This is a genomic window from Ruegeria sp. HKCCA4812 (assembly GCF_013034245.1).
Lineage (GTDB): Bacteria > Pseudomonadota > Alphaproteobacteria > Rhodobacterales > Rhodobacteraceae > Ruegeria.
Map to the genome: position 1 here is coordinate 311,517 of NZ_WQFQ01000001.1, position 12,954 is coordinate 324,470.

The following is a 12,954-nucleotide window of genomic DNA, read 5'->3' on the forward strand; positions in this document are numbered from 1 at the left end:
TTCTTTGCTTCTCGGTTGATCTGTGGGACGAAGAAACACGTGTCCAGTCGCCACTTCTAGGGTCGGAAAATATATATGTCAGAGAGACTTAAGGGAAAAAACGTGCTGGTTACAGCCGCCGCACAAGGGATCGGACTTGCAAGCGCAATTGCGATGGCAAGAGAGGGTGCGAAAGTCTATGCGACGGATATTAACCCTGAAAAACTAAATTTGATTCGCGATCGGAATCTCGAAAATCTCGAAATTTTCGAGATGGATGTGACAAATAATGACAGTATTCATGATGGGGTCGCGCGAGCGAAGCCGGATGTTTTGTTCAACTGCGCCGGGTTCGTGCATCACGGAACTATTCTGGATGCAACCGACGAAGAATGGGACTTCGCCATGGACCTGAATGTGCGCTCAATGGTGCGCACGACAAAGGCTGTATTGCCGGGGATGCTAGAGCGCGGAGGAGGTTCGATTATCAACATGTCTTCTGCACTGGGTTCCATAATCGGTGCGCCAAATCGTTTTGTATATGGAACGACTAAGGCTGCCGTTGTTGGGCTGACGAAATCGGTAGCCGTGGACTTCATAACACGAGGAATTCGGTGCAATTGCATTTGTCCGGGAACAGTCGACAGTCCCAGTTGGCGTGACCGCGTAGATGCGTTGGGCGAGCAACTGGGCAGCAGAGAAGAAGCCCTTGCACAATTTGTGGCGCGTCAGCCCATGGGGCGTGTAGCGAAGGCAGAAGAGATTGCTGCATTGGTCGTCTATTTGGCGAGCGATGAAAGTGCATTCACCACGGGACACACGCACATAATTGATGGGGGATGGTCAGGCCAATGACTAAAATATCAAAAAATGATCTGCGATCTCGCAAGTGGTTCATGAATTCTGAGAACCTTGAGATGACGGCATTGTATCTTGAGAGATACCTGAATTACGGATTGACCCGCGCAGAACTGCAATCGGGCAAGCCGATCATTGGGATTGCTCAGACCGGGAGTGATTTGAGCCCCTGCAACCGGCATCATATCGAGTTGTCCAAACGCGTTCGCGACGGGATCATCGCCGCCGGGGGAACGTGCATCGAAATACCGGTCCACCCGATACAAGAGACCGGTAAACGGCCAACGGCCTCTCTCGACCGCAATCTGGCTTATCTGTCCCTGGTTGAGAGTCTATTCGGGTATCCGATTGATGGCGTTGTTCTGAACATTGGTTGCGACAAGACCACGCCCGCACTTCTTATGGCCGCTGCGACCGTCAACATCCCAGCGATTGCCCTGTCGGTCGGCCCAATGCTCAACGGCTGGTGGAAAGGTGAGCGCGCCGGATCAGGAACGGTTATTTGGAAAGCGCGCGAAGACCTTGCGGCTGATGAAATCGACACCGATGAGTTCATGGAGATCGCAGCCGCCGCGGCACCTTCGGTGGGTTATTGCAATACGATGGGCACAGCAACGACCATGAATTCGCTTGCTGAAGCCTTGGGTATGCAATTGCCAGGATCAGCAGCCATACCAGCCCCGTACAGAGAGCGCGGTCAAATCAGTTATGAAACGGGTAAACGCATTGTGGACATGGTCTGGGAGGATTTACGCCCCAGTGATGTGATGACACGTCAGGCTTTTGAGAATGCGATTGTCATAAACTCGGCGATCGGTGGATCGACGAACGCGCCGATACACCTGAATGCGATCGCCCGGCATCTTGGTGTTCCATTGAACAACGATGATTGGCAGAAGCTTGGCCACGACGTTCCTCTGTTGGTTAACATGCAGCCTGCGGGTAAATATCTGGGCGAAGATTACCAGCAGGCCGGGGGTGTTCCCGCCGTTGTCGGAGAGCTTCTTGATGCTGGATTGCTGCCGCATCCCGATGCGATAACGGTGAACGGTAAGACGATAGGCAAAAATTGCTCGACGCGCCGGTCTCAGAATAGCGACGTAATCAAGCCTGTCAGTAGCCCGGTTAAGCCACAGGCGGGGTTCATCAATCTCTCGGGCAACTTGTTCGAGAGTGCGATTATGAAGACATCTGTGATTTCGCAGGCATTTCGAGAGACCTACTTGTCGAACCCGGATGATCCTAATGCATTTGAGGGCAGGGCGGTTGTGTTTGATGGGCCCGAGGATTTTCACCATCGGATCGATGATCCCGCCGAAAAAATTGATGCAAACTGTATTCTGATTATGCGCGGAGCAGGACCAAAAGGGTACCCGGGTGCCGCAGAAGTCGTGAACATGCGTCCGCCTGCATATTTGTTGAAACAAGGCATCGAAGCCCTTCCTTGCATCGGTGATGGCCGGCAATCCGGCACATCAGGAAGCCCGTCTATCCTGAATGCTTCACCAGAAGCTGCAGAGGGCGGTGGGTTGGCCTTGGTGCGAACTGGCGACCGACTGCGCATCGATCTTGGCAAAGGCACAGCAGATATGCTGGTTTCGCTTGAAGAACTGCATGAACGCGCCCGCGATCTGGAGGCAAAGGGTGGGTATACAATGCCGCCCAATCAATCCCCATGGCAGGAAATATTCCGCGAAAAAGTAGATCGGTTGGATCGCGGTATGACGCTCAAGGGTGCCGAAAACTACCGCGATATCGCGCGAGACTTCATGCCACGCGACAATCACTAAAAGGAACAGAAATGAAACTTGTTCGTTACGGAGCCGAGGGCTCGGAAAAGCCTGCTTTGGTCGATTCCCAGGGTCAATTGCGGGATTTGTCCGCCCACATCAATGATGTTACGGGCGATGTTCTGGATGACGGAACGCTTGATAATCTGCGCTCATTGGATCCGAATAACCTGCCAATTGTCGAGGGGGATCCTCGTATCGCACCGTGTGTCGGTGGCATCGGAAAATTTCTTTGCATCGGTTTGAATTACTCGGACCATGCCGCAGAAACCGGCGCAGATATTCCAGAGCATCCGATACTTTTTTTCAAGGCAAACTCAGCCGTCATTGGTGCCTATGATGATGTTGTCATGCCGCGCGGATCTACTCACACCGACTGGGAATGCGAACTGGGCGTCGTCATCGGCAAAACGGCCAAATACGTGTCCAAGGCTGATGCGCTCGAATACGTTGCCGGTTATTGCATCGTGAACGATGTGTCTGAAAGGCACTTTCAAACTCAATTGACCGGTCAATGGACCAAAGGCAAGTCTTGCGACACATTTGGCCCCACAGGTCCTTGGCTAGTGACCCGGGATGAGGTGCCGGATCCTCAATGTCTTGGTATGTCACTGGATGTAAACGGTCAGCGCATGCAAACCGGGAATACTTCTACGATGATCTTTTCCGTTGCCGAGATCATTGAACATCTAAGCCAACTTTTCACACTGCACCCCGGCGACGTCATTTCAACTGGAACACCGCCCGGTGTTGGAATGGGGATTAAACCGGAACCAGTTTACCTGAAAAAAGGCGACGTCATGGAGCTTCGCATCGATGGGCTTGGTGTTCAGCGGCAAACGGTCGGCCAAGATGACTGACTTATTGCAAATCGGCGGGATCACTGAACGGATGCGAGAACGCCTGTCCGCAGCGTTCGACATTCATCAATTGGACGATTTCAACGCGGATAGTATTACGCATATCGTAACGAACGGGCACGATGGTGTTCCGCATAATCTGATGATATCACTCAGCAATCTGAAGATGATCAGTGTCTATGGGGTCGGTTACGACGCCGTCGACGCTAGTGCTGCGGCTGAGCGCGGAATTGTTGTGACACACACACCTGATGTTTTGAACAAAGAAGTCGCAACCACCGCCGTTCTGCTATTGCTGTCATGTTACCGAGAGCTTTTACGTGACGACAATTACGTTCGGTCCGGACGGTGGGAGGTTGAAGGCAATGCCCCTTTGACCCGATCAGCAGACAATCAAAAGATAGGCATTCTTGGTCTTGGTCGCATTGGTCAGGCGATCGTTGATAAGTTAGAGCCGTGGGCCCCCGAAATCTCTTATCACACCCGCAATCAAAAGGATGTCCCGTACCGCTATTTCGACAATTTGGTTGAAATGGCAGAACATGTTGACGTCCTCATATGCATCACGCCCGGCGGTCCGTCGACCAATAGGCTGGTCAACGCTGAGGTGCTTCGCGCGTTGGGGGCGGGCGGCACTCTGATAAACGTTAGTCGAGGTTCGGTCGTCGACGAAACTGCCCTTATCAACGCATTGCAAAACGGCGAGCTTGGGTGGGCGGGGCTTGATGTTTTCGAGGACGAACCGCGTGTTCCAAAAGCATTGCGCGAGATGTCCAATGTCGTTCTGCTCCCTCACGCTGGTAGCGCGACTATTGAGACGCGTGCAGCTATGGGTGACCTAACCGTCGACAATCTTCTGCAACACCTTAAGGACGGATCGGTGATCACAGCTGTGCCAGAATGCAGAGATCTGTAAAAGGCCAATCTGAAGAGTGTTTGAGTTTGCTGTCGCGGTTTTCTTTCTGCTGATTACGCCGGGCCCAGGCGTTCTAACAACTGCGGGTATTGGATCAGCATTTGGTTTTCGAGCTGGACTTGCCTTTGTGGCTGGTTTGATGCTGGGCGGGTTCATCAACATGATGTTGGTTGTCTCTGGAGTCGCTGCGGTAGCTTTGGCTATACCGGCGCTCAGAACTTTGCTGCTATGCGCCTCACTCGGGTATTTGGTATTTCTGGCCTGGCGAATTGCCAGCGCTGGCTCAAAGGTCGGGTTTTCTCCAGCGGTTTCGCCACTTGGTTTTGCGAACGGGCTGACACTTCAGTTCATTAATCCCAAGGCTTACGTGGTCAGCACAGCATTGTTTTCAGGGTTTGCCTTTTTGCCCGATGCGCCCATTTGGGAGGTCGTCATAAAAATACTTGTTTTCAATATGATATGGGTGCCAGTGCACATGATCTGGCTGGGTGCTGGCGCAAAACTGGGCAGCCTTGATATAAGCCAAAGATCGCATCGAAGGATCAACTTTGCGATGGCGGCTTCCTTGATTGTTGTTGTGGTGATTGCTTTGGCGTCGGCGCTGTAAACGGTATCTACTGTCAGTCGCATTTAACAGAGGATTGAAAGCCACAAATCAAAGTGACGCCGTTATTCCACCATCGACATAGAGAGTATGTCCATTGACGAAACTGGATGCAGGGGACGCAAGGAATATGGCGGCACCGACAAGTTCTTCTACATTGCCCCAGCGACCGGCTGGAGTACGTTTCTCGAGCCATGCACTAAACGCTGGGTCAGCAACCAATGCGGCGTTCAAAGGTGTATCGAAATATCCAGGCGCAATGGCATTGCAGTTCAGACCATACTTGGCCCAATCAGTTGCCATGCCTTTTGTAAGGTTGGTCACGGCACCTTTTGTTGCCGTATAAGGCGCAATGCCCGGTCTTGCCAATGCGGATTGAACCGACGCAATGTTAATGATCTTGCCAGACTTTCTTTCAATCATGTGTCGTGCCACTGCCTGTCCGACGTGAAAGACGGACGCGACATTTGTCTGTAGTAGGCGCTCGAAGGCATCAGCGGGGAAATCCTGTAACTCCGTCCTGTGTTGCATTCCGGCGTTGTTTATCAGGATGTCTATCGGGCCAACCTTTTCTTCAAAGTCGTCCACAGCAGATCGGACGCCTTCATGATCGGTCGCATCGAACGCAAGTTCCCGTACCGAGGCGCCTGTTTCACTTAGTTCGGAGGCTGCTGCCGCCAGTTTTGTGGTGTCGCGCCCGTTCAAAACGACCTGCGCACCGGCAGCGGCCAAACCTCGCGCCAGTGCAAATCCAATTCCCTGACTGGAGCCTGTTATCAGCGCCCGAGTTCCACTTAGGCTGAACATTTCAAGCGTCATGCAAAAATCCCTTGGTTGTCGGCACCGACTATCCGTATCTTTTGGCGATGTGTATAGGGAGTCTGCGCAATGTCTTCGGCCAGTGTTGCTGTTGTTATCCATGCTGCGAAAGATCTGAGGTTGGAAAACCGGGATGTACGCGACCTGGGACAAGACGAAGTTTTAATTGCATTGCGCGTGGGGGGGATTTGCGGCTCTGACCTGCATTACTACAACCACGGTGGCTTCGGCGCGATCAAGTTGCTTCAACCGATGGTGCTTGGACACGAAGTCGCCGGCGAAATCGTAGAATTCGGGTCAAGTGTGCAGGGGCTGAACCTAGGTCAATTGGTTGCAGTTTCTCCATCCCGCCCCTGCCAAGCCTGCTACTATTGTCTGAACGGGCAGCAAAACCACTGTCTTGATATGAAGTTCTATGGCAGCGCAATGCCGTTCCCGCATATCCAAGGCGCTTTTCGGAGCAAACTCGTGGCGAAAGCCAGTCAATGTGTTCCGGCAGACGGGTTGAGCCCTGCACAGGCCGCTATGGCAGAACCGCTGGCGGTTTGTTTGCACGCGGTTAAACAAGCTGGAAGCCTGGTTGGTAAAACGGTGCTTATCACCGGATGCGGCCCGATCGGCTGCCTTACGACCTTGGTGGCACGTCGTTCTGGGGCGGCCAGAATAGTCGCGACAGATATCTCGGACCAGACCCTAGCCATAGCGCGTGAATGCGGGGCAGACGATGTCATCAACACCTACACTGATCCGCAAATGTTGGAACGGTTTGAAAAGGACAAGGGCCAGATTGACGTCCAACTGGAATGTTCCGGGGCTCAATCGGCCCTGGCTTCTGGCGTCGCATGCTTGCGCCCGCGTGGAACTTTGGTTCAGCTTGGCCTGGGCGGAGACATGACAGTGCCGATGCAGGCGTTGACTGCAAAAGAGATTGCACTTCGCGGATCTTTCCGTTTCCATTCCGAGTTCGCGGTCGCTGTCGAAATGATGCGAAGCGGACTACTAAACGTCGACCATCTGGTGACGCATTCCTTCGAAGTTGGGGAGGCTGTCACTGCTTTCGAGGTTGCGTCTGATCGAAGCCGATCAATGAAGGTGCAGTTAACATTTCCGGATAATAACAATGGTTAAACGAATTCCTGATATAGCGAAGACTTATGAAAGAGATGGTTTCGTGGCTCCGCTGGATATTCTGACAGTATCCGAGGTTCAAACGCTGCGCGATGATTTTGAGAAAGCAGAGCGCATCCTCAGAGATGACCCAGAGAAACTCAAGCTTCTATACTCGTATCCGGACAGGCTGATACCATCATTCGATGCACTTCTCCGCCATCCGAAGCTGACTGAGGCTGCTTCAACGGTGTTGGGGCCGGACCTCATGGTTTGGAGCGGTGCACTTTTCGTAAAAGAGGCGCGATCATCGAAAATCGTCTCGTGGCACCAGGACTTGACCTATTGGGGATTGGATGATGCAGAAGAGGTTACTTGTTGGGTTGCGATTTCAGAAGCGTCTGAGCAAAGCGGGTGTATGAAGTTTGTTCCAGGCAGCCATAAAAACCGTATCGTGCCTCACGTAGACACCTTCAGCAAAAACAATCTGTTATCACGCGGGCAGGAAATCGCAGTCGATGTGAACGAACAAGATGCAGTGGCTGCGGAATTGCGTGCAGGGCAGGCATCCATGCATCACGGGCATCTCTTTCACGCATCGGGACCCAATAACACAGACGACAGACGCATTGGCGCGGCGTTGCGTTTCATAAAACCCTCAATGAAACAGAAAAACGGCGTGAAAACTCTGGTTGCGCTTGTCGCGGGGCAAGATGATTTTGGGCATTTCTTAGTTGCGCCTTCCCCTCGGGGCTTTTTGCATGAGAACGATTTCGATTTGTGTCAAAGGGATGCAGACCGCAAGAAACAAATACTTTTCGCTGGAGTGCAGTGATTTCCTTCGCAAGCTCTGAACCATTATTACACCAACCCTAAAGCAGACCTGAATTGCGAAAACAGGTGAACATATAAAACAGTCTTGTCAGAAGAACTCGGATTGAAACGGGCAGGGGCTTTCGAAGCCTCCACCTATGACCAACTCAAGCCCATTCAAGGAATTCAAGGCCAACCCCAGGATCATTCGTCGGGCCGTGATAATGTACCTTCGGTTTCCTGTGCCTTTTACAATGTCGAAGACCTGATGAATGAGCGTAGGATAAACGAACACGCACAGTCGCTCTCGCCGGGCCGCGCGAACTTGGTGCGGCAAAAAGGGCAACTGTACTGGCTTAGCAGAGACTGCTTCCAATTTGTCGTACAGCACCGCCATTTGTATCCGTTTCGCATCATTTCCATTCGACGATCTGGATTCATGCTGCAATTTTCGCGAGTTGCATTGCGTGATTCCGAGCACAGGTTGGTCTGATCACGTCCGATGAATGCCAAAAGAATTCCGGAGACGTTTAAGTGTCTGATCAATTGGGCCACTTATTCCTGCGGGCATTTTCCTTTTTGGCCAGCAAAGAGGGTGCCGCCATCCAGCACTTCTACGTAAACCCCCATATCCATATGGCCCAGATGGGTTCGAAGTAAGAACGGAATGTTCAAGTCTCGTAGGGCCGTCTCAGGATTCACCTCGGTAGCGGCGCATCTTTTCGTCCGCGAGAGTATCCGCAGCCTGACATCGCCGAACACAAAGGTGGAACCGACAGAGCTCAGCTCGGAAAACGGTGGCAATCCGTCAATTTCGATATTCGCCCGAAATCTGGCCGGGTGAATGTCTGTGCGCAACTTTCTGCTTAACGCATCAACAGAGCTTAAGTTGAGTACCGATACCGCATTCATCATCTTCGGTGAAACGACTGAAACATCCGTGAAACGATGCGGGTGCGAAGACACGAATTTAGGCGGTTCAGGATCCTGTAGTTCCAGCGTATCGTAGAGGAGTCTGGCGGCATCCGTTTTTCCTTGGGGCTCGCTCATGCGGAAGCAGTGGGTGCGGCCGTCCACATCAATTTCCAACTGCTGAGTTGTTGCGTCGAAACGTGTCCTGAGACCCGCAAGCCCAGCTTCTTTCAGTAAAACAACAAAGCGGTCTTTAGGAAGTGGCTTAGGGTCAGTCGGGTCAAAGCCGGAATTGTAGCGAGCAAAGCCGAAAAGGCGATCACCAGGTACACCCTCACCCGCGCTCAGGTTGACTGTGTTCAGCGGCTCCGGACTCAGACCCTTGATAGGGTAACGCTTCATTCTGACAATGTTGAGTTCGCTCATGCGCTGGTTTCCGATCCGTTGTGAACAGCCGAATTTGGCTCGTCTTGCGTCTTCTGGTCCATCGATTTCCGCGCGTTCGGGCGGGGGGCGGAAAGCCGAAAATCCAGCAATGCAAGGCCTTTGAGAACTGGCTATCCAAAGCTGCCAGCAGGTCAGTTTCAAAGAACTGTTTTGAGACTAGCGGTTTTTCCAGTGGATTGTTGCAAAGTATGCAGAAGGAGATGACGCGCCGTAAATTTCGTAAAAACAAAGGAATAGGGGATAAATTTAAAGTCACATGGGGCACTTTGAGGTACGAACCTCAAAATTATCTAGACTTGAGGTGCGTACCTCAAATAGCCTTGGAACTATGCCGCGATTCGCACATCCTCGATTGACGGCGTTAAAAAGGGAGGAATGGATGACTTACTCAAAACTGGCGTCTGCCAGCGCAATAGTCCTTGCCGCTACTACTCTTTCTACTAAGGCAAATGCTGAAGACCTGACACTGTGTTGGGCGGCATGGGACCCGGCCAACGCGCTGGTTGAGCTATCCAAGGAATTCGAGGCCGAGTCTGGCCACACAATGAACTTCGAGTTTGTGCCCTGGCCGAACTTTGCGGACCGCATGCTGAATGAGCTGAATTCCGGAGGGAAGCTTTGTGACCTGCTGATCGGGGACAGCCAATGGATTGGCGGCGGAGCCGAGAACGGTCACTATGTAAAGCTGAATGACTTCTTTGATGCTGAAGGCATCAGTATGGATGATTTCGCGCCGGCAACTGTGTACGCTTATTCGACTTGGCCAAAGGGCACGCCAAATTACTATGCGCTGCCTGCAATGGGTGATGCGAACGGTTGGTTCTATCGCAAGGACTGGTTCGAAGATCCCGATATCCAAGCCGCCTATAAAGAAGCTACCGGTCAAGATTTGCGTGAACCGGAATCCCAGAAAGAGCTGTTGCAGATTGCGCAATTTTTCCAAGGTCGCGAGATCGATGGAAAAACCGTGTACGGCGCTGCGATCTTTACCGAGCGCGGTTCGGAAGGGATAACAATGGGTGTGACGAGTGCGCTTTACCCATGGGGGTTCAAGTATGAAAATACGCCGGGCTCGTATGACATGGAAGGCGCCGTGAATTCACCCGAAGCCGTCGAAGCGCTGGAATTCTACAAAGAGTTCTACAAAACAGCGACACCTCCGGGGTACACAAACTCTTACATGGGTGAAAGCCTGGACGCCTTTAAGTCAGGTCAGGTCGCCATGGCCATGAATTGGTTTGCTTTCTTCCCGGGACTCTATGCCGATCCCAATACCGGTGGCGACAAGATCGACTTCTTCGTGAACCCGCCGCAAAATCAGGCAGGTTCAACGTTGGGCGGGCAAGGGATTTCTGTCGTCAGCTATTCTGACAAACAGGATGCCGCGCTTGAGTACATCAAGTGGTTCGCGCAACCCGAAGTTCAGGCCAAATGGTGGGAACTGGGCGGTTATTCAGCACATAACTCCGTGCTGGAAGACCCCGGCTTCGTGGACAGCCAACCCTTTGCCGGTGACTTTCTGGAAGCCATGTCAGGTGTGCAGGACTTCTGGCAGGAGCCTGCTTATGCGGAATTGCTGTTGGCCATGCAGAAACGTATCCATGACTACGTTGTCGCCGATCAAGGCACCGCCCAGGAAGCGCTTGATCTTTTGATCGAGGATTGGACCGAAGTCTTCGAAGACGAAGGCAAGCTTTAATCCGGAAGCAGGGCAGGAGCGGGTTCAAGCCCGCTCCACCATGACCCGTGTGTCCCAAACCGACAAGAACTGGCAAAGAAATGTCTGACCGGACCATAGATCGCGTTGCGCAGGCAACGCCCACGCGAGTTGCGCGCAAAATCAGAGGGTTATCCGATCGAGCAATTGCTTGGATATTCATTTCCCCGACGATCTTCCTGCTGCTTGCAATCAACATTTTTCCGTTGATTTGGACAATCCAGCTTAGCTTTACCAACTACAAAGCCAATCGGATAGGGCGCGAGGTCAAGGATGTCGGGTTCAGGAATTACGAGCGTATCCTGACGGATTCCGACACCTGGTTGAATATGCAGGCGACGGCGCATTTTCTCTTCTGGACGATCTTTTTTCAGGTTCTGATCGGGTTCACCTTGGCGTGGCTAATCAACAAGAAGTTTAAGGGAAATGACCTTTGGACCACGATTATTGTCTTGCCAATGATGCTGTCCCCTGCTGTCGTCGGGAACTTTTGGAAGTTTCTCTATCAGCCTCAGATCGGCCTGTTCAACTATATCGTTTCGTGGTTCACCGGCAAAGACCCGTCAAGTTTTGAGATGCTGGGTTCTGTGACGTTGGCGCCCTGGGCCATCGTCATCGTCGACACTTGGATGTGGACGCCGTTTGTGATGCTGATCTGCCTGGCCGGGCTGCGCAGTATTCCCGATTACATCTACGAGGCGGCCGAGATCGACAGGGCCAGCAAGCTGCGGCAGTTCTTTACGATTACGATCCCGATGGTGCTGCCATTCCTGATGCTGGCAGTGCTGTTTCGAGGGATCGAGAACTTCAAAATGTTTGATCTGGTGGTGCAGTTGACCGGCGGTGGGCCGGGGTCCGTTACGGAACTCACTTCGATCAATCTCAAGCGGGAGGCTTTTGAAAAGTGGCGTACGGGCTACGCGTCAGCCTATGCGATCATCCTTTTCGTCACCGTGTTCGGCCTTGCGTCGATCTACGTCAAAGCCCTGAACAAGGTGAAACAGAGATGAGTAGCTTTTCCGTCACTGAACCTTCGAACCGGTCCAAATGGATCGCAGGAATCCTGGTCATCACTTATGCGCTGATCACGATGATCCCGCTGGTGTGGATTTTGCTGACCGGGTTCAAATCCCCCGCCGACGCGATCAGCTACCCGCCCAAAGTGGTCTTTGACCCAACGCTCGAAGGTTACGTCAATCTTTTCACCACGCGCACCAGGCAGACGCAGGAGTTTCTGGAAGCCAACCCGCCGCAGAACTGGGCCGATGAGATCGTCCGCCAATATGACATGGTGATCGTTGGGCCCTCCAAGTTCGGCGAGCGTTTCATGAATTCGGTCATCATCGGATTTGGCTCCACGTTCTTGAGTATTTTCCTCGGCACGCTGGCCGCCTATGCGTTCAGCAGGTTCAAGGTACCGCTCAAAGACGACCTTCTGTTCTTCATTCTTAGTACAAGGATGATGCCTCCGGTCGCTGTCGCCATCCCGATCTTCCTGATGTTCAGAAACCTTGGGTTGAGCGACACGCATCTGGGAATGATCCTCCTGTATACGGGCGTGAATATCTCCCTAGCGGTTTGGTTGCTGAAGGGTTTCATCGACGAAATTCCAAGAGAGTACGAGGAAGCCGCCCTCATAGATGGCTACACGAGGTTTCAGGCCTTTTACAAAGTGGTGCTGCCGCAAGCCGCCACAGGCATTGCGTCAACTGCGATCTTCTGCCTGATCTTCGCATGGAATGAATATGCTTTCGCCGTGCTGCTGACTTCGGCCAACGCGCAGACAGCGCCCCCGTTTATCCCCACCATCATCGGTATCGGCGGTCTGGATTGGCCAGCGGTTGCGGCTGGTGCGACGATCTTCCTGATCCCCGTTATGATTTTCACCATCCTGATGCGCAAACACCTGCTGCGCGGGATCACATTCGGAGCCGTACGCAAATGAGCGAGTTTCTTACCGGATTGATGCGGCTCCGCCGCGGCCCGTGGGAGATGGTCGCCACCATCCTGATCGCACTGGGTGTCTTCATGCTGATGCAGCCCTTTGTCCTTTGGGCGTTCACCTATTCCTTCATCGTCACGCTGATCGGAACCGTCATGTTCATCATCGTCAGCCATTTTCCGGAGTAGAA

At 52.6% G+C, this 12,954-nt stretch carries 14 protein-coding genes; 12 read left to right on the forward strand and 2 right to left on the reverse strand.

The genetic code is table 11. The features are described from left to right. Positions 1-75 precede the first annotated feature (75 nt). From GOW04_RS01550 to GOW04_RS01570, 5 genes are read left to right on the forward strand one after another with little or no spacing between them, the layout of a single operon-like run. Positions 76-834 (forward strand): SDR family oxidoreductase, encoded by a 759-nt coding sequence (locus GOW04_RS01550; protein ID WP_171231344.1) that lies wholly within the window; start codon positions 76-78, stop codon positions 832-834. Next, positions 831-2,627, forward strand: a complete 1,797-nt coding sequence (locus tag GOW04_RS01555; RefSeq protein WP_171231345.1) for an IlvD/Edd family dehydratase — start codon at positions 831-833, stop codon at positions 2,625-2,627. The genes GOW04_RS01550 and GOW04_RS01555 overlap by 4 nt, the downstream gene beginning before the upstream one ends. An 11-nt stretch (positions 2,628-2,638) precedes the next feature. Next, a complete protein-coding gene (locus GOW04_RS01560) occupies positions 2,639-3,487 on the forward strand; it encodes a fumarylacetoacetate hydrolase family protein (protein ID WP_152458523.1) in 849 nt (282 codons plus the stop codon). After that, positions 3,444-4,403 (forward strand): 2-hydroxyacid dehydrogenase, encoded by a 960-nt coding sequence (locus GOW04_RS01565; protein WP_254430047.1) that lies wholly within the window; start codon positions 3,444-3,446, stop codon positions 4,401-4,403. The genes GOW04_RS01560 and GOW04_RS01565 overlap by 44 nt, the downstream gene beginning before the upstream one ends. A gap of 16 nt (positions 4,404-4,419) precedes the next feature. After that, the gene (locus GOW04_RS01570) at positions 4,420-5,010 is read left to right on the forward strand and encodes a LysE family translocator (protein ID WP_171231346.1); all 591 of its coding nucleotides are present in this window, start codon (positions 4,420-4,422) and stop codon (positions 5,008-5,010) included. A 48-nt stretch (positions 5,011-5,058) separates the two neighbouring features. Here the strand turns inward: GOW04_RS01570 and GOW04_RS01575 are convergent, their stop codons facing one another. Then, complete coding sequence (locus GOW04_RS01575) at positions 5,059-5,826, reverse strand: SDR family oxidoreductase (RefSeq protein ID WP_171231347.1); 768 nt, start codon at positions 5,824-5,826, stop codon at positions 5,059-5,061. A 69-nt stretch (positions 5,827-5,895) separates the two neighbouring features. Here GOW04_RS01575 and GOW04_RS01580 point away from each other — a divergent pair, with 69 nt between their 5' ends. The 3 genes from GOW04_RS01580 (at position 5,896) to GOW04_RS01590 (ending at position 8,239) form a co-directional block, all read left to right on the forward strand. Further along, the gene (locus GOW04_RS01580) at positions 5,896-6,954 is read left to right on the forward strand and encodes an L-idonate 5-dehydrogenase (RefSeq protein ID WP_171231348.1); all 1,059 of its coding nucleotides are present in this window, start codon (positions 5,896-5,898) and stop codon (positions 6,952-6,954) included. Then, positions 6,947-7,768: a phytanoyl-CoA dioxygenase family protein gene (locus tag GOW04_RS01585; RefSeq protein WP_171231349.1), complete on the forward strand. Its 822-nt coding sequence runs from the start codon at positions 6,947-6,949 to the stop codon at positions 7,766-7,768. The genes GOW04_RS01580 and GOW04_RS01585 overlap by 8 nt, the downstream gene beginning before the upstream one ends. Positions 7,769-7,852: 84 nt before the next feature. Beyond that, on the forward strand, positions 7,853-8,239 hold the full coding sequence (locus GOW04_RS01590; RefSeq protein ID WP_171231350.1) for a hypothetical protein: 387 nt from the start codon (positions 7,853-7,855) through the stop codon (positions 8,237-8,239). Between the two features lie 62 nt (positions 8,240-8,301). Here the strand turns inward: GOW04_RS01590 and GOW04_RS01595 are convergent, their stop codons facing one another. Next, complete coding sequence (locus GOW04_RS01595; RefSeq protein WP_171231351.1) at positions 8,302-9,084, reverse strand: MOSC domain-containing protein; 783 nt, start codon at positions 9,082-9,084, stop codon at positions 8,302-8,304. Positions 9,085-9,484: 400 nt separating this feature from the next. On the opposite strand from GOW04_RS01595, the gene GOW04_RS01600 reads away from it, so the two are divergent. The 4 genes from GOW04_RS01600 to GOW04_RS01615 all read left to right on the forward strand — a co-directional run bounded on the left by GOW04_RS01600 (position 9,485) and on the right by GOW04_RS01615 (position 12,952). Further along, on the forward strand, positions 9,485-10,804 hold the full coding sequence (locus GOW04_RS01600) for an ABC transporter substrate-binding protein (RefSeq protein WP_171232017.1): 1,320 nt from the start codon (positions 9,485-9,487) through the stop codon (positions 10,802-10,804). Between the two features lie 80 nt (positions 10,805-10,884). Beyond that, positions 10,885-11,832 (forward strand): carbohydrate ABC transporter permease, encoded by a 948-nt coding sequence (locus GOW04_RS01605; RefSeq protein ID WP_171115163.1) that lies wholly within the window; start codon positions 10,885-10,887, stop codon positions 11,830-11,832. Then, the gene (locus tag GOW04_RS01610) at positions 11,829-12,767 is read left to right on the forward strand and encodes a carbohydrate ABC transporter permease (protein WP_152458516.1); all 939 of its coding nucleotides are present in this window, start codon (positions 11,829-11,831) and stop codon (positions 12,765-12,767) included. Before GOW04_RS01605 ends, GOW04_RS01610 begins: the two co-directional genes overlap by 4 nt. After that, entirely contained in the window at positions 12,764-12,952 is a 189-nt protein-coding gene (locus GOW04_RS01615; RefSeq protein ID WP_058274732.1) for a hypothetical protein, read from the forward strand. Before GOW04_RS01610 ends, GOW04_RS01615 begins: the two co-directional genes overlap by 4 nt. Positions 12,953-12,954: the final 2 nt, after the last annotated feature.

Coding starts and splice junctions, on each gene's coding strand:
- GOW04_RS01550 (WP_171231344.1), top strand. CDS start 76: ATGTCAGAGAGACTTAAGGGAAAAAACGTGCTGGTTACAGCCGCCGCA.
- GOW04_RS01555 (WP_171231345.1), top strand. CDS start 831: ATGACTAAAATATCAAAAAATGATCTGCGATCTCGCAAGTGGTTCATG.
- GOW04_RS01560 (WP_152458523.1), top strand. CDS start 2,639: ATGAAACTTGTTCGTTACGGAGCCGAGGGCTCGGAAAAGCCTGCTTTG.
- GOW04_RS01565 (WP_254430047.1), top strand. CDS start 3,444: ATGGGCTTGGTGTTCAGCGGCAAACGGTCGGCCAAGATGACTGACTTA.
- GOW04_RS01575 (WP_171231347.1), bottom strand. CDS start 5,826: ATGACGCTTGAAATGTTCAGCCTAAGTGGAACTCGGGCGCTGATAACA.
- GOW04_RS01580 (WP_171231348.1), top strand. CDS start 5,896: ATGTCTTCGGCCAGTGTTGCTGTTGTTATCCATGCTGCGAAAGATCTG.
- GOW04_RS01585 (WP_171231349.1), top strand. CDS start 6,947: ATGGTTAAACGAATTCCTGATATAGCGAAGACTTATGAAAGAGATGGT.
- GOW04_RS01595 (WP_171231351.1), bottom strand. CDS start 9,084: ATGAGCGAACTCAACATTGTCAGAATGAAGCGTTACCCTATCAAGGGT.
- GOW04_RS01600 (WP_171232017.1), top strand. CDS start 9,485: ATGACTTACTCAAAACTGGCGTCTGCCAGCGCAATAGTCCTTGCCGCT.
- GOW04_RS01605 (WP_171115163.1), top strand. CDS start 10,885: ATGTCTGACCGGACCATAGATCGCGTTGCGCAGGCAACGCCCACGCGA.
- GOW04_RS01610 (WP_152458516.1), top strand. CDS start 11,829: ATGAGTAGCTTTTCCGTCACTGAACCTTCGAACCGGTCCAAATGGATC.
- GOW04_RS01615 (WP_058274732.1), top strand. CDS start 12,764: ATGAGCGAGTTTCTTACCGGATTGATGCGGCTCCGCCGCGGCCCGTGG.